The organism is Bradyrhizobium sp. 482_C4_N1_8 (assembly GCF_052075965.1).
In the GTDB taxonomy this organism is placed as follows: domain Bacteria; phylum Pseudomonadota; class Alphaproteobacteria; order Rhizobiales; family Xanthobacteraceae; genus Bradyrhizobium; species Bradyrhizobium barranii.
This window is the reverse complement of record NZ_CP197231.1, coordinates 8,301,916-8,324,896: the sequence shown is the minus strand read 5'-3', so window position 1 is coordinate 8,324,896 and position 22,981 is coordinate 8,301,916. Positions and strand designations below refer to the sequence as shown.

At 65.7% G+C, this 22,981-nt stretch carries 23 protein-coding genes; 14 read left to right on the top strand and 9 right to left on the bottom strand.

What is annotated here, in order from left to right:
- Positions 1-28: 28 nt before the first annotated feature.
- The 4 genes from AB7Z56_RS39495 to AB7Z56_RS39480 all read right to left on the bottom strand — a co-directional run bounded on the left by AB7Z56_RS39495 (position 29) and on the right by AB7Z56_RS39480 (position 4,951).
- Positions 29-1,114: a DUF2855 family protein gene (locus AB7Z56_RS39495; protein WP_441256777.1), complete on the bottom strand. Its 1,086-nt coding sequence runs from the start codon at positions 1,112-1,114 to the stop codon at positions 29-31.
- Positions 1,115-1,212: 98 nt separating this feature from the next.
- Positions 1,213-2,739: an acyl-CoA synthetase gene (locus tag AB7Z56_RS39490; RefSeq protein WP_063985801.1), complete on the bottom strand. Its 1,527-nt coding sequence runs from the start codon at positions 2,737-2,739 to the stop codon at positions 1,213-1,215.
- A gap of 10 nt (positions 2,740-2,749) precedes the next feature.
- Complete coding sequence (locus AB7Z56_RS39485) at positions 2,750-3,925, bottom strand: ABC transporter substrate-binding protein (protein ID WP_231143667.1); 1,176 nt, start codon at positions 3,923-3,925, stop codon at positions 2,750-2,752.
- Positions 3,926-3,976: 51 nt separating this feature from the next.
- The gene (locus AB7Z56_RS39480) at positions 3,977-4,951 is read right to left on the bottom strand and encodes an NAD(P)H-dependent flavin oxidoreductase (RefSeq protein ID WP_063985799.1); all 975 of its coding nucleotides are present in this window, start codon (positions 4,949-4,951) and stop codon (positions 3,977-3,979) included.
- Positions 4,952-5,129: 178 nt separating this feature from the next.
- On the opposite strand from AB7Z56_RS39480, the gene AB7Z56_RS39475 reads away from it, so the two are divergent.
- Positions 5,130-6,017, top strand: coding sequence for a LysR family transcriptional regulator (locus AB7Z56_RS39475; RefSeq protein ID WP_063985798.1), 888 nt, complete (start codon positions 5,130-5,132; stop codon positions 6,015-6,017).
- Here the strand turns inward: AB7Z56_RS39475 and AB7Z56_RS39470 are convergent.
- A complete protein-coding gene (locus AB7Z56_RS39470) occupies positions 6,014-6,667 on the bottom strand; it encodes a DNA-3-methyladenine glycosylase family protein (protein WP_063985797.1) in 654 nt (217 codons plus the stop codon). The genes AB7Z56_RS39475 and AB7Z56_RS39470 overlap by 4 nt on opposite strands.
- Before the next feature lie 224 nt (positions 6,668-6,891).
- Between AB7Z56_RS39470 and gluQRS the strand changes: the two genes are divergently transcribed.
- Both gluQRS and AB7Z56_RS39460 read left to right on the top strand, forming a co-directional pair.
- Entirely contained in the window at positions 6,892-7,764 is an 873-nt protein-coding gene (gluQRS, locus tag AB7Z56_RS39465) for a tRNA glutamyl-Q(34) synthetase GluQRS (protein WP_063986731.1), read from the top strand.
- Positions 7,765-7,867: 103 nt separating this feature from the next.
- On the top strand, positions 7,868-9,142 hold the full coding sequence (locus tag AB7Z56_RS39460) for an ATP-binding protein (protein ID WP_063985796.1): 1,275 nt from the start codon (positions 7,868-7,870) through the stop codon (positions 9,140-9,142).
- Here the strand turns inward: AB7Z56_RS39460 and AB7Z56_RS39455 are convergent.
- Entirely contained in the window at positions 9,069-9,962 is an 894-nt protein-coding gene (locus tag AB7Z56_RS39455; RefSeq protein WP_063985795.1) for a YihY/virulence factor BrkB family protein, read from the bottom strand. The genes AB7Z56_RS39460 and AB7Z56_RS39455 overlap by 74 nt on opposite strands.
- Positions 9,963-10,203: 241 nt before the next feature.
- Here AB7Z56_RS39455 and AB7Z56_RS39450 point away from each other — a divergent pair, with 241 nt between their 5' ends.
- The 6 genes from AB7Z56_RS39450 to AB7Z56_RS39425 all read left to right on the top strand — a co-directional run bounded on the left by AB7Z56_RS39450 (position 10,204) and on the right by AB7Z56_RS39425 (position 14,316).
- Complete coding sequence (locus AB7Z56_RS39450; RefSeq protein WP_028147306.1) at positions 10,204-10,398, top strand: twin transmembrane helix small protein; 195 nt, start codon at positions 10,204-10,206, stop codon at positions 10,396-10,398.
- Between the two features lie 2 nt (positions 10,399-10,400).
- A complete protein-coding gene (locus AB7Z56_RS39445; RefSeq protein WP_063985794.1) occupies positions 10,401-10,973 on the top strand; it encodes a cob(I)yrinic acid a,c-diamide adenosyltransferase in 573 nt (190 codons plus the stop codon).
- Between the two features lie 125 nt (positions 10,974-11,098).
- Entirely contained in the window at positions 11,099-11,848 is a 750-nt protein-coding gene (locus AB7Z56_RS39440) for an electron transfer flavoprotein subunit beta/FixA family protein (protein WP_038942669.1), read from the top strand.
- Positions 11,848-12,792, top strand: a complete 945-nt coding sequence (locus tag AB7Z56_RS39435) for an electron transfer flavoprotein subunit alpha/FixB family protein (protein ID WP_063985793.1) — start codon at positions 11,848-11,850, stop codon at positions 12,790-12,792. Before AB7Z56_RS39440 ends, AB7Z56_RS39435 begins: the two co-directional genes overlap by 1 nt.
- A gap of 210 nt (positions 12,793-13,002) precedes the next feature.
- The gene (locus AB7Z56_RS39430; RefSeq protein ID WP_063985792.1) at positions 13,003-13,884 is read left to right on the top strand and encodes a 3-hydroxybutyryl-CoA dehydrogenase; all 882 of its coding nucleotides are present in this window, start codon (positions 13,003-13,005) and stop codon (positions 13,882-13,884) included.
- Between the two features lie 237 nt (positions 13,885-14,121).
- Positions 14,122-14,316 carry a hypothetical protein gene (locus AB7Z56_RS39425; RefSeq protein WP_015688853.1) on the top strand — a complete coding sequence of 65 codons (195 nt, stop codon included), beginning with the start codon at positions 14,122-14,124 and terminating at the stop codon, positions 14,314-14,316.
- Between the two features lie 10 nt (positions 14,317-14,326).
- On the opposite strand, the gene tlpA is transcribed toward AB7Z56_RS39425, so the two are convergent.
- Positions 14,327-14,992 carry a thiol:disulfide interchange protein TlpA gene (gene tlpA / locus AB7Z56_RS39420; protein WP_283017751.1) on the bottom strand — a complete coding sequence of 222 codons (666 nt, stop codon included), beginning with the start codon at positions 14,990-14,992 and terminating at the stop codon, positions 14,327-14,329.
- Between the two features lie 109 nt (positions 14,993-15,101).
- On the opposite strand from tlpA, the gene argH reads away from it, so the two are divergent.
- The 3 genes from argH (at position 15,102) to lysA (ending at position 18,175) form a co-directional block, all read left to right on the top strand.
- A complete protein-coding gene (gene argH / locus AB7Z56_RS39415; protein WP_063985790.1) occupies positions 15,102-16,499 on the top strand; it encodes an argininosuccinate lyase in 1,398 nt (465 codons plus the stop codon).
- A gap of 93 nt (positions 16,500-16,592) precedes the next feature.
- Complete coding sequence (gene lptM / locus AB7Z56_RS39410; protein WP_063985789.1) at positions 16,593-16,886, top strand: LPS translocon maturation chaperone LptM; 294 nt, start codon at positions 16,593-16,595, stop codon at positions 16,884-16,886.
- 23 nt (positions 16,887-16,909) lie between these two features.
- A complete protein-coding gene (lysA, locus tag AB7Z56_RS39405; RefSeq protein WP_063985788.1) occupies positions 16,910-18,175 on the top strand; it encodes a diaminopimelate decarboxylase in 1,266 nt (421 codons plus the stop codon).
- Between the two features lie 207 nt (positions 18,176-18,382).
- Here the strand turns inward: lysA and AB7Z56_RS39400 are convergent, their stop codons facing one another.
- Positions 18,383-19,291 (bottom strand): NAD(P)-dependent oxidoreductase, encoded by a 909-nt coding sequence (locus AB7Z56_RS39400; protein WP_063985787.1) that lies wholly within the window; start codon positions 19,289-19,291, stop codon positions 18,383-18,385.
- Between the two features lie 60 nt (positions 19,292-19,351).
- Complete coding sequence (locus AB7Z56_RS39395; protein ID WP_063985786.1) at positions 19,352-19,735, bottom strand: carboxymuconolactone decarboxylase family protein; 384 nt, start codon at positions 19,733-19,735, stop codon at positions 19,352-19,354.
- Positions 19,736-19,911: 176 nt separating this feature from the next.
- Here AB7Z56_RS39395 and AB7Z56_RS39390 point away from each other — a divergent pair, with 176 nt between their 5' ends.
- Together AB7Z56_RS39390 and AB7Z56_RS39385 are read left to right on the top strand one after the other, a co-directional pair.
- Positions 19,912-22,029, top strand: a complete 2,118-nt coding sequence (locus tag AB7Z56_RS39390; protein WP_063985785.1) for a TIGR02302 family protein — start codon at positions 19,912-19,914, stop codon at positions 22,027-22,029.
- 3 nt (positions 22,030-22,032) lie between these two features.
- Positions 22,033-22,938 (top strand): DUF4175 family protein, encoded by a 906-nt coding sequence (locus AB7Z56_RS39385; protein ID WP_063985784.1) that lies wholly within the window; start codon positions 22,033-22,035, stop codon positions 22,936-22,938.
- The last annotated feature ends 43 nt before the right edge of the window (positions 22,939-22,981 follow it).

Sequence of the window (22,981 nt, the reverse complement as noted above, 5' to 3'; positions counted from 1 at the left end):
TACCGGTTCGACGGGCCTCGAAAGCGGTTTACCCGAGCAGCGAGAGCATGTGGCCCTGCTCAGGCGGAATACGCCCTTTCAGCGTATCGAGAAACACCTGCCGCACCGCGTCTGGGCCGCGGCTCTCGACCACGGTCAGGCTTCTCTCCAGTAGCGGCACAAAGCCGGACCATGCCGCGCCAAAGCGCTGCTCGATGCCGCCCGGGCCCCATTCCTTGGCGCGCTTGCGGATCTGGTCGGGCGCGAAGAACCAGCGCGGCTTTGCACCGGGCAGCTCGCCTTCGTCGGGCTCGGTGGCGCGATGCGTCAATCCGACGCGTACGGAGCATTTCATCCGGTCGCCGAAGTGCTGATGCAATCCGGCGCGCAGCGCGCTGTTGCCGGCCATGTCAACGAAGGCGACTGGCGCATCCGATGGCAGCGACGCAATGCGGTCATAGGTGACGACCTCGTCATAGCAACCGAGCGACGAGACAAAGCCGCTGTTGCCGGCGGACGTCAGCCCGATCACCTTGCGGCCGCGCACATGCAGCATATGGGCGAGGCCGAACGCGGTCTTGCTCGAGGCGCTGGAGAGCAGCACGGTGCGTGCGCCGAAGTCGTTGTTCTCGGCCAGAAAGTCGTCGACCAGGAACGACAGCATGAACAGCGGCCGCAGCAGCGCCTGGTAGTCGCCCTTCCGGCCGGCGTAAGCGGGATCGCCGCTGACGCGGGCATAGGCGTTGTAGACCGGCGCCACGCCCTGCCGGTGTGCGGCACCGTCGCGAAGGCCGCGCTTGCTGACGTCCGTCGCCTCGATGACGAGATGCGTCGCCATCGGGAAATAGCCGAACAGGCGCTCGCCCACGGCGATGTTCGGATGACTGGACGCGACCACCTCGCCAAAGCCCCATACCGGAATGTTGCCAAAACCGTTCGGCGCGGGAAAGAGCTGCCAGTATTTCAACTCGTCGCCCATCACCGCATAGGTGATGTTGTTGGCGGTGAAGGCGAAGCGGTCGACCCTCACGAGCAGGGCGTCAGGCGGCAGCGCATCCGCGCCGGGAAGCTCGGTCGTGACCACCTTGCACTGGTCGAGGTCATTTTTCGCAACGACGAAGTCGATCGATGTCATGGCTTTGATCCCGGCTTTGTCCGCGCCGGCATTTCATCGTTCACCCATGATCCTTTTGCAACAGCAACATAGTTTAAAACGCCGTTCGCAGCCGTTCGTTACGCGCCGGCGCGCGCGTGGCCCGCCCAATAGGGCTCCCGCAGCTTGCGCTTGAAGATCTTTCCCGTCGCCTCGCGCGGCAGCGCGTCGCGGAATTCGACGTCCTTCGGCACCTTGAAATTGGCGAGCCGCTCGCGCAGGAACGACTGGACCGCGGCGGACGAGAGCGCTGCGCCCGGCTCCGGCTCGACATAGGCGCAGAGCCGCTCGCCAAATTCGGCGTCGGGAATGCCGAACACCGCGCAATCGCGCACGCCGGGCATTCCGATCAGCGCATTCTCGATCTCGGCGGGATAGATGTTGACGCCGCCGGAGATCACCATGTCGCGCTTGCGGTCGCACAGGAACAGATAGCCGTCCTCGTCGAGATAGCCGACGTCGCCGACGCTGACGAGCCCGTCGCGGCCGGCCTCGGCGCGCGCTTCGGCCTTGCCGTGATAGTCGAAATCCGGCACCGAGGCCTGCCGCATGTAGATTTCGCCGGGTTCGTTGACGTCGCACAGGCTGCCGTCGGCGCGGAAGATCTTGACGACGCCGCCCTCGATGGCGCGGCCGACGGTGCCGGGCTTCTTCAGCGCCTCCGCCGCGGAGTGCCACACCGGAATCCCGGTCTCGGTCGAGCCGAAATATTCGTTGATGACGCCTCCCCACCAATCGATCATCGCCTTCTTCACGTCGGGCGGGCAGGGCGCCGCGCCATGAACGACAAAGCGCAGCGAGGACAAGTCGTAACGCCGCTTCATGTCGTCGGGCAGCCGCAGCAGGCGCACGAACATCGTCGGAACCATGTGCATGTGCGTGACGCGATGGCGCTCAATCAGTTGCAGCAGGTCTTCGGGATCGAAGCGCGGTTCCAGCACGATGGTGCAGCCGCTGCGATAGGCCAGCATGCCGTAGGAGTGCGGAGCGGAATGGTACATCGGGCCGTTCATCAGCACGACCTGATCCTCGTTCGGCTTGACGCCATAGGCGATCGCCCCGACGCGCTCGGACGCCGCGATCTGCTCGGGGCGCATCGGCATGCGCCGCACGCCTTTCGGCATGCCGGTGGTGCCCGACGTGTAGAACATCGGCGCGCTGCGACGAGGCGGCTGGGTGAGTTCCGCCTGGCTGTCGCGCCATTTGTCCCAATCGGTCAATCCGTCCGGCACCTTTGTGAGCGCGGCGGGGATGTCGAACGCGCCGGCAATCTCCGGCGGCGTCGGCACGACCATGAGCGCCAGTTCCTCCGGCAGGCCGTCGCGAATCTGCGGCAGCAGGTCGGCATGGCAGATCAAAATGTTGGCGCCGCTGTCGGCCAGGATATAGCGGACTTCGGCGGCCTTCAGGTGCCAGTTGATCGGCACCACCGGTCGGCCGAGCGCGGCGGAAGCCGCGACGACCTCGAACAGGGCGAAGTCATTGCGCAGCATCATGGCGACCGGCGTGCCCTCGCGCCCGCCGAGCGTGCTGATCCCGCCTGCGGCCCGTCTGATCCGCGCATGGAGGTCTGGATAATCGATCCGGCGCTCGCCGCTGATGATCATGGGATGTTCTCTACCGGTCATCGAGAATGCCGCCGAACGGCACCCAGCTCTTGCCGCTGAAGCGGCGGAGCTGAAGCTGCTGGAACGGCAGATAGTCGTCCGGACCAGTCGACACGCTCATTCCGGGCAACAGCAGCGGCAGCTTCACCTCTTTCAGCGACGCGGCCTGCTTCAAGATGTTGTCGCGGCTGACATCGTCCTTGCAGGCGCTCAGCACCGTCATCAGCAGCGTGGCATAGTGATAGCCCGCGGCGTAGTTGGAGTTCGAGAGATCCGCGGTCGGCATGTATTGCTTCATGAAGGCGAAATAGGACTTCACGCCGGGATCGTCGGCCCATTGCGGGTCCATCGTGTCCTTCTGGTTGCTCGACGAGATCAGCCCGACCGCATTGTCCAGCCCCGCCGGCTCCAGGAACGAGATCGAGGAGGCCGAGGTCGGCACGAAGAACAGCTCCGGCTTCCAGCCGATCTCGGCTACGCCCTTGACCATCTGCGAGGTGAACTTGCCGAGCACGACGCCGAACAGCACGTTGGCGCCTGACGCCTTCAGCGTCGAGAGCTGCGAGCTGATCGTCGGCGCGCTGGTCTCGTAGCTCGCCTCCGCGATGATCATGCTTGCGGCCTTGGGCCCGAGCGCGCGCTTGAAGCCCGCGACATAGTCGCGGCCGAAATCGTCGTTCTGGGACAGGATCGCGATCTTCGCGTCGGGCTTGGACTGCAAGATATACTTGGCATAGACGACGCCCTCGGATTCGTAGGCCGCCATGCCCGGCATCGTCCAGGGATTCTTCTGCGGATCGGCCCATTTGGTGGCGCCCGAGAGCACGAACAGCTGCGGCACCTTCTTGGCGTTGAGGTAACGCTGCACGGCGCTGTTGGTGGCGGTGCCGAGCGAGCCGAACATCATCAGCACCTCGTCCTGCTCCACCAGCTTTCTCGTCTGCTCGACCGTCTTCGGCGGCGAGTAGGCGTCGTCCAGCGTGATGAACTTGACCTTGCGGCCGTTGATGCCGCCCTCCGCGTTGACCTTCTCGAAGAACGCCTCCTGCGTCCGTCCGATCGCGCCGAAGCCGGAGGCAGGGCCACTATAGGGCAGGGTCTGCCCGATCCGGATCTCGTCCGCACCGGCGCTGCCGGCGGCAAGCGTCAGCAACGACAGGCCTGTCAGCGCGGCTGTCAGCTTCATGATGTCCTCCCGTTTGTCTTGTCAGTCCAATTTTCCTGTCGGACCAAGCCGTCAGGCGCTGGCGCGCATCAGGAAATCCTGCCGGGCCTGATCGAATTCGCCCTTCATCCGGTCGACCAGCTCGGCGACCGGAGGCGCATCCAGGATCTGGCCGATGCCCTGGCCCGAGCCCCAGATGTCGCGCCACGCCTTGGATTTCATGTTGCCGCCGGAGCCGAAATTCATCTTCGTCTTGTCGGCAACCGGGAGATTGTCCGGATCGAGCCCGGCGGCGGCGATCGAGGGGCCGAGATAGTTGCCGTGCACGCCGGTGAATAGGTTGGTGTAGACGATGTCGTGCGCGGCGTGCTGCGTCAGCGCGGACTTGTAGGCTTCGTCGGCATTGGCTTCCTTCGTCGCGATGAAGCGCGTGCCCATATAGGCGAGGTCGGCGCCCAGCGTCAGCGCGGAGGCGATGCCAAAACCGTCACTGATCGCGCCCGACAGCAGGATCGCGCCGTCGAACCATTGCTTGACCTCGCGCACCAGCGCGAACGGCGACAGCATGCCGGCATGTCCGCCGGCGCCGGCGCACACCAGGATCAGTCCGTCGACGCCTTGCTCCGCGGCCTTGCGCGCATGCTTGACGTTGATGACGTCGTGGAACACCAGCCCGCCATAGGAGTGCGCGGCCTCGACGATCTCGGCGGGCGGCCGCAGTGAGGTGATGATGATGGGCGCCCTGTGCTTCACACAGGTTTCCATGTCCTTCATCAAGCGGTCGTTGGAGGCATGGCAGATCTGGTTGACGGCGTAGGGCGCGACCTTCTTGCCGGGATTGCGCGATTTGTATTCGCCGAGCTCGTCCTCGATGCGGCTCAGCCATTCGTCGAGCTTTTCCACCGGACGGGCGTTGAGCGCCGGAAACGAGCCGACGACACCGGCCTTGCATTGGGCGATCACCAGCTCCGGCCCGGAGACGATGAAGAGGGGCGAGCCGACGACGGGCAGCTCCAGATTGTTCTTGAGCAGAGCGGGCAGTGCCATCCGATCCTCCTGACAAAGCACTTCGCCAGCCTGCCGGCCGGGGTGAGCGCTTCCATGTCGATTGTCGCGTCGGCGGGGTGTCCGCCGCTGGCGTGTTTGACCCCACTATAGGGTTGGACGGCGGGCGGGGATCGTTCAATATTGAACAAGCGGATATTCAGATTTGTACGGAGCCGACGTGGATTGGGATCTCTGCAAGACCTTCGTTGCGGTCGCCGACACCGGCAGCTTCACTGCGGCGGCAAAGCGTCTGCACGCCAGCCATCCGACCGTCAGCCGCAAGATCGCGGCGCTGGAGGCGCAGCTCGGCACCAAGCTGCTGGCGCGCGCCGCTGACGGCTTCGTGCTCACCGCCGACGGCCGTACGCTGCGTGAGCATGCCGAGGCGATGGCCGCTGCCGCGCTCCGCGCCGAAGCCGCCGTTGGCGCCGGCGGTCGCAAGGCGCGTGGCACGGTCAAGCTGTCGATCGGCGCGACGCTGGCCTCGCACTGGCTGATGCCGCGGCTGCGATCGTTTCTCGGCGCACATGATCACATTCGGCTCGAGATCATCACCCATCCGTTTCCGGCCAGCGTGCGGCGGCGGGAGGCCGACGTCGTGCTGCGACCGGTCGACAGCGGCGAGGAAAATCTGGTCGGCCGCAAGATCGGCCGTCTCGGCACCGGCTTCTATGCCTCGCGCGACTATGCCACGGGCCGGTCCTTGCCGGAGCGGAGCGGCGAGTGGAAGGGGCACAGCGTCATCGGCTTCGCCGACCAGGATTCGAACGCACAGCTGGCGCGCTGGAGCGATGCGATCACCCGGCAAGGCACCATGGTGATGCGTTGCTCGTCGCAGGGCGACATGCTGGCGGCGGTGCGTGCTGGAATCGGAATCTCCGCGCTGTCCTGCTTCGTCGCGGAGAGCTATCCAGACTTGGTGCGCGTCGCGCCGCAAAAACTGGTCAGCGTCGCCGATCTCTGGCTGCTCGCCCATCCCGATCTGGTCGAGTTGTCTGCGGTGCGCGCCGTCGTCGACTTCGTGGCCGAATGCGCCCGTGCCGATCGCGAACGGCTGCGAGGCTAGGGCTGGTTGCTGATGACACCTTCGCGCTTCTTGATCACGCGATAATAGCTCCACCACAGATGCGCGGCTGCTCCGCGCAGGGGACGCCAGGGTTCGGCAAGCGGCGCCATCTGCTTCTCCGTCGGCCGCGCCTGAAGGCCCAGGCCAACTTTGATCCCCTCCTGCACGGCGATGTCGCCGGCCGGCCAGGCATCGCCGTGCCCGAGGCAGAACAGCAGATAGACGTCGGCCGTCCATGGCCCGATGCCGGGCAGCGCGATCAGCGTATGGTGCGCGGCCTCGGCGTCTTCCTCGGCAAGCACATCGAGGTTCAGCCGCTGCGCATTGATCTCGCGCGCGAGATGTTTCAGCGTCTTGATCTTGGCGGCGGACAGGCCGAGCCGTCCCAGCCGGTCGGTGCGGGCGCGGCTCACGGCCTCATGGTCGAACGGATCGAACGCGGCCGACAGCCGCCCCCAGATCGCTGCGGCGCTCGCGGTCGAAAGCTGCTGCCCGCAAACGATGTGGGCGAGCCCCGTAAAACCCGGCTCACGCCGCCGCAAGGCGGGCATGCCGGCGATCTCGAGCACGGGCTTGAGGCGCGGGTCGCGCTTGATCAGCGCGTGGACGGCGTCTTCGAGATCGGACTGGGTTTCGAGGTGGATGGTCATTTGGGTCGGCAAACTCTCTCCGGCGTCATGGCCGGGTTTGACCCGGCCATCCACGTCTCTCTAACCACACGACATGTCTAGCATGGGTGACAGTGTTCGTATCTGTCCACGACTTGACACGATCGCTGTATCGCACCGAAGAACGTGGATGGCCGGGACATAGGCGAGCGGAAGCGACGCCGTCCCTTCGGACGGCTATGCCCGGCCATGACGAGTTTCACCGCATGGCGCCACCCGTTTTCCGTTTTGCCCCCAGTCCGAATGGCCTCTTGCATCTCGGCCACGCCTATTCGGCGCTGCTCAATTTCGACCGCGCGCGCGAGACCGGCGGGCGGCTGTTGCTGCGGATCGAGGACATCGACGCGACGCGCTGCCGGCCGGAATATGAGACGGCGATCTACGACGACCTCGCCTGGCTCGGCATCGCCTGGGAAACGCCGGTGCGGCGGCAGTCGGAGCATCTCGCGGTTTATCGCGCCGCGCTCGAAAAACTCTCTGCACTTGGTCTCGTCTATCCCGCGTTCGAAAGCCGCGCGGAGATCGCCAGGCTCGTGACCGCGCGCGAGGCCGCCGGGCCATGGCCGCGCGATCCCGATGGCGCGCCGCTTTATCCGGGTGACGCCAGATCGCTGTCGGCCGGCGAGCGCGACCGGCTCATTGCATCTGGCGTGCCTTACGCGCTCCGGCTCGACATGGCGGCCGCCTGCCGACGCGTTGCCGGCCTGAGGTGGACTGAGCTGGGCGTGGGCCCCGACGGCGAGCATGGTACCGTCCCCGCGCGGCCCGAGGCCTGGGGCGACGTCATCCTGGCCCGCAAGGAGACGCCGACCAGCTACCATTTGTCCGTCGTCGTCGACGACGCGCTTCAGGGCATCAGCGAGGTCGTGCGGGGGCAGGACCTGTTTCACGCCACCTCGGTTCACCGCCTGCTCCAGGTCCTGCTCGATCTGCCGGAACCCGCCTATCGCCACCACGCCCTGATTCTGGACGAGGCGGGCCGGAAGTTGTCGAAATCGGACCGCTCGACCGGCCTGCGCGAGCTGCGCGCTGACGGCGCCACGCCCGCCGGCATCCGCCGGTTGGTGGGATTAGGTTAAGTTTCTCTGGGGGTTAGCAAAACGCCGCCGTGACTCCAGGGGTTCCGCCGTGCGATGCTTGCTTGAGAGCCTGGGGATCGAAGGGGACCCTTCGAAGGGATTCATGGCGGCGAAAACGCGCTCAGCGCGCACCACGCGAACGTCCAGGCGACCGCCTCGGAAGCGGTCCGGGGCGACCGGCCGGTTGCGCAAGCGCAGCGCCAAGGCCGTGGCGCCGGACGTGGTCCAGGCCGCGCTCGCCGCCTTCGCCCATGAGGTCCGTACCCCCCTGACCGGGATTCTTGCGATCAGCGACCTGCTCGCCACTTCCGATCTCGGCGAGCGCGAGCGGCGCTGGGCCGACACCATCAAGGCCGGTGCCGAGCATCTGGCGAGCCTTGCCACCCTGTTCGTCGATGCCGCCAGGACCGGCAAGGGGGCGGGCAAGGGTGGAAGTGCCTTGCGGCAGGATTTGTTCGATCTGCGCGCGCTCGCCCGCAGCGCCGGCGATTCGCTCGCCGGACGCGCCGCGGCCAAGGGCCTCCAGGCCCAGGTCGATATCTCCGAGAAGCTGCCGGGGCTGGTGGTCGGCGATTCCGTCCGCCTGCGCGCCGCGCTCGAGAACCTGATCGACAATGCCGTCAAATTTACCGAGCAGGGCGGTGTCGCGCTCGCGGTCGCGCCTTGGCGTCCCGCCAAAGGCAAGGCCAGAGACAAGGCGAAGGGCAAGGTCGGCGTCGCCTTCGCGGTGTCCGACAGCGGCATCGGCCTGACCATGGCCGAGATCAAGCGGCTGTTCCGCCCCTTCACCCAGGCAAATGTCACCATCGCCTCGCGCTTCGGCGGCGCCGGCTTGGGCCTTTCCTCGGTCAAGCAACTGGCGCGCGCGATGGGCGGCGACATCACGGTCGCCCCGCGGCGCGGCGGCGGCGCCACCTTCACGTTGACGATGTCGCTCGACGCGACGGAATCGCGCAAGTCCCGCAAGTCGAAGGGCGAAGCCGAGGCGGATGCGATGGCCGCGCTGCGCGTGCTCAGCGTCGAGGACAATCCGTTCGGCCGCGTCGTGCTCAACACCATCCTGACCGAGCTCGGCCACCATGCCGAGTTCATCGGGCGCGGCGAGGATGCGGTGAACCGGCTCGCGCAGGGCGCGTTCGATGCGGTGCTGATGGACATGGTGCTGCCTGGCATCGACGGCGTCGAGGCCATCAGGCGGATCCGGACCATGCCGGCGCCGCTGGCTCAGATACCCATCATCGGCGTGTCCGGCCGTGGCGAGGACGAGGCGGCCTCGCGCGAGGCCGGCGCCGACGCCTTCCTGGTCAAGCCTGTTTCTCCGCGCGCTTTAGCGACTGCGCTGCTTGAAGCGAAACGCCGTGAGGAAGCCGCGACTTGATGATCGCGGCGTTGAGCTCGCCGCCGTAGACGAAGATCGCGGCGATGAAATACAGGAACACCAGCGCGATGATCACCGAGGCGAGCCCCGCATACATCGTCACGTAGTTGTTGGCGAAGCGCGCCAGATATTGGCCGAACACGATGCCCGAGATCAGCGACGCCACGATGGTGAAGACGATGCCGGGCAGGATCTGGAGGAAGGCGCGCCGTCCCGCCGGCAGCCAGGCATGCAGGATGATCAGCGCCACCACCAGCGCACCCACGGTGATGCCGTAGCGCAGCCAGGTGAGGATGCTCTCGTTGGACTCGACGAACAGCGGGATATGGCGCCGCGCCGCCTCGATGAAGAGCGGCCCGAGCACGATCAGGAACGCCATCGCGAGCGCGGTGAAGGCCGCGACCAGCGTGTAGCCGATCGATTCAAGGCGCAGCCAGTACCAGCGCCGCATCTCCACCACCGCATAGGCGCGGTTCAGCGCGACGCGGAGCGCCTCGACGCCGTTGGAGGCGAAATACACCGACAGCGCTGCGCCGATCGTCAGCACGCCGGTGCGGGTCGTGGTCAAAACGTCGTGGACTTCTCCCGAGATCGAATCGGCGACCTGCTTGGGCCAGACCTGAAGCATCAGGCTTGCGGCCTGATCGGCAAGTTCCTTGGAGCCGAAGAAGCCGGCGAGCGAGGTCAGCACGATCAGGAACGGGAACAGTGCCATCAGCGTCGACAGCGCGATATGGCTCGCGATCGCCCAGCCGTCGTCGGCGAGGAAGGTGTAGAAGGCATCTTCCACGACGACGTAGATGGTGCGGATTGCCCTCACGCGCCCACCTACACGACAGATGCCGCTCGCTCGCCCCGTGCGCGGGGAGAGGCGAAAAAGCCGGGCAATTGGCGCAGACCAGAAATCATCGCACTACCATCTGATATTATTGACCTAAAAGCCAGATCGCGAAGCGCCCCCGTCGTCATTCCGGGCTCGATGCTTCGCATCGCCCCGGAATGACGGCGGCGGCTGCCGCGGCACCATGGCGCATCCGCAAGCACGGTGTTATCTACCCCAAATGGCATCTCTCCTGAGTACTTTCATCCTGCCGGTAGCGGCCGGCGCCGTGGCGGTGGTGCTGCTGCTCGGTCTCGTCAACATGATGCGCGGCGGCTCGCCCAACACCTCGCAGAAGCTGATGCGCTGGCGCGTGCTGCTTCAGTTTGTGGCGATCGTGATTGCCATGCTCGCGGTCTGGGCGATGGGGCGTTAAAAATGGTCACGCTGAATCGCATCTATACGAAGACCGGTGACGACGGCACGACGGCGCTCGGAACGGGCGAGCGCCGTCCGAAATACGATCTGCGCATCGAAGCCTATGGCACCGTGGACGAGACCAATGCCGCGATCGGCGTTGTCAGGCTCCACACCCATGACATGTCCGAGTTCGACGCGATGCTCGGCCGCATCCAGAACGATCTGTTCGACCTCGGCGCGGACCTCGCGGTGCCCGAGCGTGAAGGCAAGGCCGAGCGGCTGCGGGTGGTGGCAAGCCAGGTCGAGCGGCTCGAGCGCGACATCGACGCGCTCAACGACAAGCTGGCGCCGCTCACCTCCTTCGTGCTGCCGGGCGGCACGCCGGCCGCCGCCTACCTCCACGTTGCCCGTACGATTTGCCGCAGGGCGGAACGCGTGATGGTGGAACTGGCGGCCCGGCCCGGCGAGCCCGTGGGCGCCGCTGGCATCCAGTATATGAACCGCCTGTCCGACTTCCTGTTCGTCGCCAGCCGTGCCGCCAACCATAACGGCGCCGGCGACGTGCTCTGGGTTCCGGGCCAGAATCGCTGACCCATTGAGGTCGATATTTCTAAGGTCTAAAATTTGGCCCTGTCGCGCGTTGACCGGGCCGGATCAGGCCTTTAGGTTCCGCGCCAGTTGATAACCCCCCTCCCAAATTGAGTGAAAGAGGATCGATGAAGGTCTTGGTGCCGGTAAAGCGGGTGGTTGATTACAACGTCAAGGTCCGCGTCAAGGGCGATGGATCGGGCGTTGAACTCGCCAACGTGAAGATGTCGATGAACCCGTTCGACGAAATCGCGGTCGAGGAAGCGTTGCGCCTGAAGGAAGGCGGCAAGGCCACCGAGGTCGTCGTGGTTTCCATTGGACCGGCGCAGGCCTCGGAGACGATCCGCACCGGTCTCGCCATGGGCGCCGACCGCGGCATCTTGGTGAAGGTCGAGGGCACCGTCGAGCCGCTCGCGGTCGCGAAGATTCTGAAGAAGATCGCCGACGAAGAGCAGCCCGGCCTGATTATCCTCGGCAAGCAGGCGATCGACGACGACAGCAACCAGACCGGTCAGATGCTGGCCGCGCTGCTCGGCTGGTCGCAGGCGACGTTTGCTTCGAAGCTCGAGGTCGAAGGTTCTGACTTCAAGGTCACCCGCGAAGTCGACGGCGGTCTGCAGACCGTCAAGCTGAAGGGACCGGCGATCGTCACCACGGATCTCCGTCTCAACGAGCCGCGCTATGCCTCGCTGCCCAACATCATGAAGGCCAAGAAGAAGCCGATCGCGGAGAAGACCGTCGCCGATTACGGCGTCGACGTCGCCGCGCGTCTCGAGGTTCTCAAGACGACGGAGCCGGCGGGCCGCAAGGCGGGCGTCAAGGTCAAGGACGTCGCCGAGCTGGTGTCGAAACTCAAGAACGAAGCCGGGGTGCTCTGATGACGACGCTTCTGATTGCCGAACACGACAATGCGTCGCTGAAGGACGCGACCAACAAGGCCCTGACCGCGGCTGCCGCACTCGGCGCGGATGTCGACGTGCTGGTGGCCGGCCAGAACGCCAAGGCTGCGGCGGATGCCGCCGCCAAGCTTGCCGGCGTGAAGAAGGTGCTGCTTGCCGAGGGCGAGACCTACGCCCACGATCTCGCCGAGCCGCTGGCCGCGCTGATCGTCTCGCTGGCTTCCGGCTATGACGCGATCGTCGCGCCCGCGACCTCGCGCTTCAAGAACGTGATGCCGCGTGTCGCAGCCCTGCTCGACGTCATGCAGGTCTCCGAGATCACCAAGGTGGTCGCCCCCGACACCTATGAGCGCCCGATCTATGCCGGCAACGCCATCCAGACGGTGAAGTCGAAGGACGCCAAGAAGGTCATCACGGTGCGCACCTCGACCTTTGCGGCGGCGGGTGAAGGCGGCAGCGCCGCGGTCGAGAACGTCGCTGCGGCGGCCGATCCGGGCCTGTCGTCCTTCGTCGGCGAGGAAGTCGCCAAGAGCGACCGCCCCGAGCTGACCTCGGCCAAGATCATCGTCTCCGGTGGCCGTGCCATGCAGAGCCGCGAGAACTTCGCCAAGTACATCGAACCGCTCGCCGACAAGCTCGGTGCCGGCGTCGGTGCCTCGCGCGCGGCGGTGGATGCCGGCTATGCGCCGAACGACTGGCAGGTCGGCCAGACCGGCAAGGTGGTGGCCCCCGAGCTCTATGTCGCGGTGGGCATTTCCGGCGCGATCCAGCATCTGGCCGGCATGAAGGACTCCAAGGTGATCGTCGCGATCAACAAGGACGAGGACGCGCCGATCTTCCAGGTCGCCGATTACGGCCTGGTCGCCGACCTCTACCAGGCGGTTCCTGAGCTCACCGAAGCGCTCGCCAAGCTCGGCAAGTAAAAACGCGCTAAAAACACCGGCCGGAGTGGTACACTCCGGCCGGTTTTTCTTTTTCAAGGCGTTTTCTTTGGCGTGGGGCACGCCGGGGAAGCGATCCAATCTAGGTTTCGAGCCAGGATTCTGATCTAATCGAGTTTCTGATTAAATCGGACCTCCCGGCTCGGGGGATGAGGCAGGCGCGATCTGCGCGCCGTTCCGGTGGATGACATTATGGCGGCAGTGATCAAGAAGGTCGGCGTGATCGGCGCGGGTCAGATGGGCAATGGCATCGCGCATGTCGCGGCGCTGGCCGGTTTCGACGTGGTGCTCAACGACGTCTCGGCCGACCGGCTCAAGTCGGGCATGGCCACCATCAATGGCAATCTGGCGCGCCAGGTCTCCAAGAAGGCCGTCAGCGAGGACGACAAGACCAAGGCGATGGCGCGCATCAAGCTCGCCGAGAAGCTCGACGACCTCGCCGATTGCGACCTCGTGATCGAGACCGCGGTCGAGAAGGAAGAGGTCAAGCGCAAGATCTTCCACGAGCTCTGCGCGGTGCTGAAGCCGGAGGCGATCGTCGCCTCCGATACCTCCTCGATCTCGATCACGCGGCTAGCCGCCGCCACCGACCGGCCCGAGCGCTTCATCGGCATTCACTTCATGAATCCGGTACCGCTGATGGAGCTGGTCGAGCTGATCCGCGGCATCGCCACCGACGACCAGACCTTCGAGGCGTCCAAGGAATTCGTCTCCAAGCTCGGCAAGCAGGTCGCGGTCTCCGAGGATTTCCCGGCCTTCATCGTCAATCGTATCCTGCTGCCGATGATCAACGAGGCGATCTACACGCTGTATGAAGGCGTCGGCAATGTCGAGGCCATCGACGCGGCGATGAAGCTTGGCGCGCATCATCCGATGGGCCCGCTCGAGCTCGCCGATTTCATCGGCCTCGATACCTGCCTGTCGATCATGCAGGTGCTGCACGAGGGCCTCGCCGACTCCAAATATCGCCCGTGCCCGCTGCTGGTGAAATACGTCGAGGCCGGCTGGCTCGGCCGCAAGACCCAGCGTGGCTTCTACGACTACCGGGGCGCCAAGCCGGTTCCGACGCGCTGATCCAATTTCCGGTGCCGTAGGGTGGGCAAAGGCGCAAGGCGCCGTGCCCACCATCTCTCCAATGATGCGGTGGAAATTGGTGGGCACGCTTCCGCCTTCGCTCTTCGAGCTACGGCGGACAAGCCGCTTTGCCCACCCTACGGCGCTATCGCCCTCCGGCCGTGCATCCGCACCGTGACAATTCATGTCGCATTAACCCATCGCCCCTAGGCTGCGCCCGGTAAGAGGGTTTGCGTAATGGACATGATGGCGATGGTCAGCACCATGCTGGCCGCTCAGCAAGGCGCGCTACAGTCGAATATCTCGGCGACGCTGATGAAGCAGAACGCGGATATGGAGAAATCCACCGTCCTGACGCTGCTCGGCGCCGGTCAGCCTTCGCTCGCCAATGTCGGCGCCGGCGTCGGCGGCAACCTAAACGTCACGGCTTAGTACACACCGCCTAGAGCGACGCGGCGGCCTTGCCCGTCGCAGCCCGGATCAGCTTGAGCGCGTCCTCGCTCGCCCATTCCGCCGGCCCCGCGATCGTCGCGATCTCGCAGCCCTGTGGGTCGACCAGCACCGAGGTCGGCATGCCCAGGGCCCGGCCTATGGCTTTAAGGTCCTGGAAAACCTTGGCTTTCTGATCGCTAAAATAGCCGAGCCGGGTCAGGTTGGCCTCTTTCAGGAACGTCTTGGGCTTCTCGGCGTCGCGGGTGTCGATGTTGATCGCCACCACCTCGAAATTCGGGCCCGAAAGCTTGCCCTGGAGCTCGTCCAGCGCCGGCATTTCCTTGCGGCAGGGCACGCACCAGGTGGCCCAGAGGTTGACCAGCAGCGTCTTGCCGCGGAAATCGGACAGCTTCTTCGGCTTGCCGTCAGCGTCCTCGAAGACCAGGTCGGGCAGTATTAGCGGCGCGCTCGCCACGGTCAGGGCGGCCAGTTCGCCATGGGCGAGGGGAGCGATTTTTTGCGCCGTTGCCACCGCGGCCCGGCAGGCCGGATCGCCTGAGGGCGCCCGGTTCAGGCCCAGCCCGTACAGCGCGGCGAAGCCGGCCAGCCCCCCGATCGCCACAGTGGCGATGACGAGGGGGATCCGGCGCGTGGCGGAGGGCGTCTTGTCGAGCATATCGTTTGTCATCCGGTCGCAGATATGGCTATCAGGGGCCTCTTAATACGGCTGGCTCCGGCCAGCAAACGTGCGGCAGCAGCGGCAAGCAAGGCGTGAGCAGGGGATCATGAGCAACAAGATGTGGGGCGGCCGGTTCTCGGAGCGCCCCGATGAGATCATGGAAGAGATCAACGTCTCCATCGACGTCGATCGTCACCTCTTTGCCCAGGACATTGCCGCATCCAAGGCGCACGCCGCGATGCTTGCCGCGCAGGGCATCATCACGGGCTCTGATGCGAAAAATATCGGCAAGGGTCTAGACACGATTTTGTCAGAGATCGGCAAGGGCGGCTTCACATTCAAGCGTGCCCTCGAAGATATCCATATGAACGTCGAGAGCCGCCTGTCCGAGCTGATCGGCCCCGCCGCCGGCCGGCTGCACACCGCGCGCTCGCGCAACGACCAGGTTGCGACCGATTTCCGTCTCTATGTCCGCGACGTTCTCGACGAGACCGATGCGGCGCTCGCCGCGTTCCAGGCCGCGCTCGTCAATCGCGCGCTCGAACATGCCGCGACTGTGATGCCCGGCTTCACGCATCTGCAGACCGCGCAGCCCGTGACCTTCGGCCATCATCTGCTCGCCTATGTCGAGATGGCGGCGCGTGACCGCGGCCGTTTCCAGGACGCCCGCAAGCGGCTCAATGAATCGCCGCTCGGCGCCGCCGCGCTCGCCGGCACCTCGTTCCCGATCGACCGCCACGCCACCGCGAAAGCGCTCGGTTTCGACCGCCCGATGGCGAACTCGCTCGATGCGGTCTCCGATCGCGACTTCGTGCTGGAGACGCTGTCGGCGGCCTCGATCTGCGCCGTGCACATGTCGCGCTTTGCCGAGGAGATCGTGATCTGGACCTCGCCGCTGGTCGGTCTCATCCGCCTCAGCGACAAGTTCACCACGGGATCCTCGATCATGCCGCAGAAGCGCAATCCGGATGCCGCCGAGCTCGTGCGCGCCAAGACCGGCCGCGTCATCGGCGCGCTCAACGGCCTCCTGATCGTGATGAAGGGCCTGCCGCTCGCCTATCAAAAGGATATGCAGGAGGACAAGCAGGGCGCGATGGAGGGCTTTGCCGCCCTGTCGCTCGCGATCCGCGCCATGACCGGCATGGTCCGCGATCTCATGCCCGACGAAGCGAAGATGAAGGCGGCGGCGGGCGAGGGCTATGCCACCGCGACCGACCTTGCCGACTGGCTGGTGCGGACGCTGAAGATGCCATTCCGCGACGCCCACCACGTCACCGGCCGTATCGTGGCGAAAGCCGCCGAGGGCGGGGTGGCGCTGCACGAGCTGCCGCTGAAGGAGATGCAGGCGATCGAGCCCAAGATTACCAAGGACGTGCTCGGCGTGCTCTCGGTCGAATCGTCGGTGAAGAGCCGGACCAGCTTCGGCGGCACCGCGCCGAAGAACGTGGCGTCGCAGGCCAAGGCCTGGGCGAAGCGGCTGGAAAAAGAGCGAAAATTGGGCTGAGGGCAAAATTTCGCTTATGTTTCATGGTCATCCGGCTCTCGCCAGAGCGTGCCAATCTCTGTATGGTGCGGCCCGCGTAGTGGGGATTTCGTCGTGACGTCAAAGTTTCGCCCGGCCGGCTCGGGGTGGGCCATCATTGTCTTGAGCCTGACGGCGCTCGCGCTTGCCGGCTGCGGCCGCAAGGGCCCGCTGGATCTGCCGCCGACCGCCTCCAGTGCATCCACGGCCAATGTCGCAGCTCCAACCGACACCGAGACGGAAGCCCAGAGGACGCCGAGCGTGTTCAATCCCGGGTACGGTGCGGACGCGGCGCCTGCCGCCGCCAAGGGCAAGAAGAAATCGTTTATCCTCGACCCGCTCCTGGACGAACCTCCCGGCAAAAAATGAGCCGGGATAGCTGAGCTGACGCCATGAACCATTTCGACTATCGCAACGGCGTGCTGCACGCCGAGGCCGTGAACCTGTCCGAGCTGGCCGCAACCGTCGGTACGCCGTTCTATTGCTATTCGACCGCGACGCTCGAGCGGCACTACCGCGTCTTCGCCGACGCCTTCGCCGGCGAGAAGGTGCTGGTCTGCTACGCCATGAAGGCGAATTCCAACCAGTCGGTGCTGCGCACGCTGGCCAAGCTCGGGGCCGGCGCCGACGTCGTCTCCGGCGGCGAATTGAAGCGTGCGCTGGCCGCCGGCATTCCCGCCAGCAAGATCCTGTTCTCCGGCGTCGGCAAGACCGAAACCGAATTACGTGCCGCGCTGGCCGCCGACATCCTCTGCCTCAACGTCGAATCCGAGCCCGAGCTCGAGCTGTTGTCGCGGCTTGCGACCGAGATGGGCAAGACCGCGCGCATCTCCGTGCGCGTCAATCCGGACGTCGATGCTGGCACGCACGCCAAGATCTCGACCGGCAAGTCCGAGAACAAGTTCGGCATTCCGATCGCCTATGCCCGCGAGGTCTATGCGCGCGCCGCAAAGCTGCCGGGTATCCAGGTCACCGGCACCGACGTGCATATCGGCAGCCAGATCACCGATCTCTCCAAGATGGAGACTGCGTTCCGCATCCTCTCCGAATTCGTGCAGACGCTGCGCAGCGACGGTCACAACATCAGCCACGTCGATTTCGGCGGCGGCCTCGGCATTCCCTATTACATGGACCGCGAGGCGCCGCCGGCGCCCGACGCCTATGCCGCCATGGTCAAGCGCGTCAGCCACAATCTCGGCTGCACGCTGATGTTCGAGCCGGGCCGCATGATCGTCGGCAATGCCGGCATCCTGGTCGCCAGGGTGATCTACGTGAAGCACGGCGACGGCAAGAATTTCGTCATCATCGACGCCGCCATGAACGATTTGATCCGCCCGACGCTGTACGAGGCGCATCACGACATTCTGCCGGTGACGCAGCCGGCCGCGGGCGCCGCCACGATCATGGCCGACGTCGTCGGCCCGGTCTGCGAGACCGGCGACTATCTCGCACTGGATCGCACGCTGCCGACGCCGAAGCCTGGCGATCTCATCGCCATCATGACCGCGGGCGCCTATGGCGCGGTGCAGGCCGGCACCTACAACACGCGGCCGCTGGTTCCGGAAGTGCTGGTAAAGGGCGATCAATACGCCGTCGTGCGCCCGCGCATCGAGGTCGAGCAGCTGATCGCGATGGACACGCCGGCGCCGTGGCTGTGAGGGATTGAGGGGCGGTAAGGCCGCGCCTCATCCTCGCTGTCGTCCCCGCCTAGTGCGCAATTGCGCACGAGGGGCGGGGACCCATAACCACAAGAAGTGGTTGTTTGGCTGAGCTGTAACTCCGAGTCCCCGTAACCACATCCGCCTGTGGTTATGGGTCCCGGGCTCGCGCCTCGCACGCCCCGGGACGACGAGCGTGCGGGGCGGCTACTTCCCCGCCAATCCACCCTTCGTTCCGCCGACCACAACTCCCGCCTTCTTTTCGATCGGCTTGATCGCCGCGGTGAAGTCGGACTCGGCGCCTTCCGCGCTGATCACGGTCTCCCATAGCCGTCCGACCGCGTCGGCGACCTCCATCGACAGGCCGAGCTGCTTCATCTCCTCCAGCGCCAGCCGCACGTCCTTCACCATCAGCCCCGTGGCGAAGCCGAAGTCGAACGTCCGCGGCAGCACCGAGCGCGGAAACTTGTCGCGGCTCGCGGTGTTCATGCCGGAGCCGGCATTGATGACGTCGATCATCACCGCGGGATCGAGCCCCGCCTTGACGCCCATCACCACCGCTTCCGAGGTCGCCACGATCGCGGTCGCCGACAGGAAATTGTTGGCGAGCTTCATGGTCTGCGCCGCGCCCGGCTTCTCGCCGATGAAGAACACTTTTCCGATCACGTCGAGCGCGGGCTTGAGCAGCTCGAACTCGGCTTTGGGCCCTGAGACCATCACCGCCAGGGTGCCCTTCTCGGCGCCGCCGACGCCGCCGGAGACGGGGCAGTCGATCTGCACGATGTCGCGTTTTGCCAGCAGGCCGTGGATCTTCGCCGCCATCGTCGAGCCGACGGTGGAGAGATCGATGAAGCGCTTGGCGCGGCTCCCTTCGATCACGCCGTTCGCACCCGTCGCGACCTCGAGCGACGCCTGCAGCGAGGGCAGGCTCGCCATGACCGTCTCGACCTGATCGGCGACGTCCTTCGGCGAGGTTGCAGCGGTGGCGCCGCGCGCCACGAGCTTGTCGACGGCCTCCTTGCGGGTGTCGAACACGACGAGCTTGTGCCCGGCCTCGATCAGCCGCCGCGCCATCGGGAGACCCATGTTTCCGAGGCCGATGAATCCGATGTGCATGGTGTTTCCTTCTTTCTTCTTCGTTGTTCGTTGGATGTGAGGCGGCGAACAGAGGCGGCCTCACGCCTTGCCGTCGATCTCCGCGAACACCTCGCGCGCGATGCGAAAGCTGTCGACTGCGGCCGGCATGCCGCCATAGATCGCGACCAGCATCAGGATCTCGCGGATCTCGTCGCGGGAGACGCCATTGGTCAGCGCGCCCTTCAGATGCGCGCGAAACTCGTGCTGGCGGTTGAGGATCGCGATCATGGCGATGTTGAGCATGCTGCGGGTCTTGCGCGGCAGTTCCTCGCGGCCCCACACGGTGCCCCAGCAATATTCGTTGAGCATCTCCTGGAACGGACGGTTGAAATCGTCGACGTTCTTCAGGGCATTGTTGACATAGGCCTCGCCCAGCACCGCTTTGCGGACTTCCAGGCCCTTGTCGTGCATCTTCTTGTCCATGGCGTTCCCTCTATTTCCTTGCGTTTTCCTCGGAATGGCGCGTGGAAATTACGGTGTTGCGCCCGGCCAGTCACGTCCTCGTGTTATGCGGGAAAAGGGGTCTCTCCCGTACCGGAACGGATGCCTCAGTGCTGCCGTTGTGATACGCTTCTCTACCGGGCAACCTGGAGAATTGATTGAACGGCGTCACCCCCGACCCGTCAGACCCGATCCGCGATGGCGACGCTCTGTCGCGGCTGAAGCTGGCGCAGGCCCTCGATCGGGCCATTTATGCCATCGCGTGGGAACGTGCCTGGCCACATCTGGCGCGGGTGCTGACTGTCGTCGGCCTGTTCCTGGTGGTGTCGTGGGCCGGCCTCTGGCTGGTGCTGCCGTCCGTCGTCCGTGCCATCGGTCTCGTGGCTTTTGCCGGCATCGCAATCGCCGCTCTGGTCCCCCTGATTCGTTTCCGCTGGCCGGGCCGCGACGAGGCTCTGAGCCGGCTCGACCGTGGCTCCGGTATCCGTCACCGCCCGGCGACGACGCTGACGGACACGCTGAGCTCGAAAGACCCGGTCGCGCTGGCGTTGTGGCAGGCGCAGCGCGAGCGCACGCTGGCTTCGCTCAAGCGCATCCGTGCCGGCTTGCCACATCCGCGCCTCGCCCTGCACGATCCCTGGGCGCTGCGCGCGCTGGTCATGGTGATGCTGGTCGCGACCTTCTTCGCCGCCGGCGACGAGCGCGCGATGCGGTTAGGTGCCGCGTTCGACTGGAACGGCGTGCTGGCGCCGACCAACGTCCGCGTCGATGCCTGGATCACGCCGCCGCTCTACACCGGCAAGCCGCCGGTCATCCTGTCGGCCGCCAACAAGGAGGCCGCGGCGCTGCCTGCCAGCGGCCCGCTCGCAGTTCCGGCCGGCTCGACCCTGATCGTGCGCTCCTCCGGCAGCAGCCTCGATGTCGTCATCTCCGGTGGCCTCAAGGAGGTCGCGCCCACCGAGGCCGCGCCGAAGGGCACCAACGAGAAGCATTTTACCATCACCGGCGACGGCACCGCGCATGTCCGCGCGCCCTCCGGCCAGCCGCAATGGGCGTTCGCGGCGACGCCCGACCGCCCGCCGACGATCGCGCTCGCCAAGGATCCCGAGCGTCAGGCCTACGGCGCGTTGCAGCTCTCCTACAAGATCGAGGACGATTACGGCGTCACGGGCGCCGCCGCGCAATTCGTTCCGCGCGCAACCGAAGACAAGGACGGAACCAAGGACGCGGACGGCAAGGCCGCGCGGCCGCTGTTCCAGCCGCCGCAATTCGCGCTGACCCTGCCCAATGCGCGGACCCGCAACGGCGTCGGCCAGACGGTGAAGGACCTCAGCGAGGATCCCTATTCCGGCGCGGACGTGACGCTGACGCTCACTGCCAAGGACGAGGCCGGCAACGAGGCGAAGAGCGAGCCCTTCAACATGCGCTTGCCGGGCCGGCTGTTCACCAAGCCGCTCGCCCGCGCGCTGATCGAGCAGCGCCGCATCCTCGCGCTCGACGCCAACAAGAATTCCGACGTCTACGCCGCGCTCGATGCGCTGATGATCGCGCCCGAGATGTTCACGCCGGAAGCCGGGCAGTATCTCGGCCTGCATAGCGTCGCACGCCAGCTCGAGGCGGCGCGCACCGACGATTCCCTGCGTGAGGTCGTGGCGAGCCTGTGGGCGCTTGCGGTGACGATCGAGGACGGCAACATCAGCGACGTCGCCAAGGCGTTGCGCGCGGCGCAGGACGCGCTCAAGCAGGCGCTTCAGCGCGGCGCCAGCGACGAAGAGCTCAAGAAGCTCATGGACAATCTGCGGACCGCGCTGGACAATTATATGCGCCAGTACGCGCAGCAGATGCGCAGCAATCCGCTGGCGCGGCCGGCCATCGGCCTCGACGACCAGATGAAGCGCATCGAGCGGCTGATCCAGCGCGGCAACCGCGAAGCGGCGGCGCGCGAGCTGGACCGCCTGGCCCGCGCGCTGGAAAATCCTCCGGGGCCGCCCAGCGCCGAGCAAAAAGAGATGGACGAGATTGCGCGCGAGCTGAACGATCTGCTCCGGGAGCAGAACGCGCTTCGCGACGAAACCGACCGGCAGAGCAAGGACTCCAAACGCGGCCAACGCACCAAGCCTCTGCCGCCCAAGGTCGCGGAGATCCTGCGTAAATCGAGAGAGCTGCGGCAGAAGACGCGCGGCGCGACCAGCGATCAGCTGGAGGACCTGGCAAGGCAGCAGGATGCCTTGCGCGAAGAGCTCAGGACCTGGCGTGAATCCCAGGGAGCGAGATAGCTCATGAAACACACCTCAATCTGGCAGAACGGCAAGGTCACGCGCGGAAGGCTCGCCACGGCTTGTCTCGTGCTTATGCTGTCCTGTTCCACGGCTTCGATTGGTCTCGCCCAGTCGTCGCGCGCCGACCAAAAGAGTCTGGATGCACTGCTCGACAGCGCCGAGCGGTCGATGAAGCAATCCGCCGACAACCTGAAGGACAAGAACTCGGACGAGAGCATTGGCCAGCAGTCCCGGGCGATCCGGGACATGGAGAAATATCTCTATCCCGATCCGAACGATCCCTCGGCGTCGCGCGAAGGGTCGCAGGATACGCAGGGCCGGCAGGAGCAATTGAAGAAGCGGCTGGAGGCCCTCAAGAAGAAACTCGCCGAGATGGGCTTGCAGCAGGATGGCCAGAAGGGCCAGCGCGGGCAGAAGCAGCCGGGGCAGCAGGGCCAACAAGGTCAGCAGGGCCAAGGTCAGGGTCAGGACGGCGACCAGGATGGCGATGACGGCTTCGACGCCGCCGAGAACGCCATGGGAGACGCCGGCAATCAGATCGGCGAGGGCGATGCCGACGGTGCGACGACATCGCAGGGCAAGGCCATCGACGCCCTGCGCAAGGGCATGCAGGATCTCGCCGACGCGCTCGGCGGGCAGCAGAACGGCGAAGGCCAGGATCCGGGCGACGGTGACGGCCCCGGTCAGGCTGTCGGCCGCCAGCAGAGCGGCGGCGAACGGACCGACCCGCTGGGCCGGCCGCTGCGCGGCAAGGAATACAGCGACGACTACACGGTCAAGATTCCCGGCGAGATCGATGCCCAGCGCGCGCGCCGCATCCTCGAAGAGCTCCGCCGCCGCCTGAGCGATCCCGCGCGTCCGCAGATCGAGCTCGATTACCTCGAGCGTCTGCTGAAGGATTTTTGACGTCACACTCGGTGTCATCGCCCGCGCAGGCGGGCGATCCAGT

Bases quoted from the DNA above. Each gene is read 5' to 3' on its own strand.
- AB7Z56_RS39495 (WP_441256777.1), bottom strand. From the start codon at position 1,114: ATGACATCGATCGACTTCGTCGTTGCGAAAAATGACCTCGACCAGTGC.
- AB7Z56_RS39490 (WP_063985801.1), bottom strand. From the start codon at position 2,739: ATGATCATCAGCGGCGAGCGCCGGATCGATTATCCAGACCTCCATGCG.
- AB7Z56_RS39485 (WP_231143667.1), bottom strand. From the start codon at position 3,925: ATGAAGCTGACAGCCGCGCTGACAGGCCTGTCGTTGCTGACGCTTGCC.
- AB7Z56_RS39480 (WP_063985799.1), bottom strand. From the start codon at position 4,951: ATGGCACTGCCCGCTCTGCTCAAGAACAATCTGGAGCTGCCCGTCGTC.
- AB7Z56_RS39470 (WP_063985797.1), bottom strand. From the start codon at position 6,667: ATGACCATCCACCTCGAAACCCAGTCCGATCTCGAAGACGCCGTCCAC.
- gluQRS (WP_063986731.1), top strand. From the start codon at position 6,892: ATGGCGCCACCCGTTTTCCGTTTTGCCCCCAGTCCGAATGGCCTCTTG.
- AB7Z56_RS39460 (WP_063985796.1), top strand. From the start codon at position 7,868: ATGGCGGCGAAAACGCGCTCAGCGCGCACCACGCGAACGTCCAGGCGA.
- AB7Z56_RS39450 (WP_028147306.1), top strand. From the start codon at position 10,204: ATGGCATCTCTCCTGAGTACTTTCATCCTGCCGGTAGCGGCCGGCGCC.
- AB7Z56_RS39445 (WP_063985794.1), top strand. From the start codon at position 10,401: ATGGTCACGCTGAATCGCATCTATACGAAGACCGGTGACGACGGCACG.
- AB7Z56_RS39440 (WP_038942669.1), top strand. From the start codon at position 11,099: ATGAAGGTCTTGGTGCCGGTAAAGCGGGTGGTTGATTACAACGTCAAG.
- AB7Z56_RS39435 (WP_063985793.1), top strand. From the start codon at position 11,848: ATGACGACGCTTCTGATTGCCGAACACGACAATGCGTCGCTGAAGGAC.
- AB7Z56_RS39430 (WP_063985792.1), top strand. From the start codon at position 13,003: ATGGCGGCAGTGATCAAGAAGGTCGGCGTGATCGGCGCGGGTCAGATG.
- AB7Z56_RS39425 (WP_015688853.1), top strand. From the start codon at position 14,122: ATGGACATGATGGCGATGGTCAGCACCATGCTGGCCGCTCAGCAAGGC.
- tlpA (WP_283017751.1), bottom strand. From the start codon at position 14,992: ATGCTCGACAAGACGCCCTCCGCCACGCGCCGGATCCCCCTCGTCATC.
- argH (WP_063985790.1), top strand. From the start codon at position 15,102: ATGAGCAACAAGATGTGGGGCGGCCGGTTCTCGGAGCGCCCCGATGAG.
- lysA (WP_063985788.1), top strand. From the start codon at position 16,910: ATGAACCATTTCGACTATCGCAACGGCGTGCTGCACGCCGAGGCCGTG.
- AB7Z56_RS39400 (WP_063985787.1), bottom strand. From the start codon at position 19,291: ATGCACATCGGATTCATCGGCCTCGGAAACATGGGTCTCCCGATGGCG.
- AB7Z56_RS39395 (WP_063985786.1), bottom strand. From the start codon at position 19,735: ATGGACAAGAAGATGCACGACAAGGGCCTGGAAGTCCGCAAAGCGGTG.
- AB7Z56_RS39385 (WP_063985784.1), top strand. From the start codon at position 22,033: ATGAAACACACCTCAATCTGGCAGAACGGCAAGGTCACGCGCGGAAGG.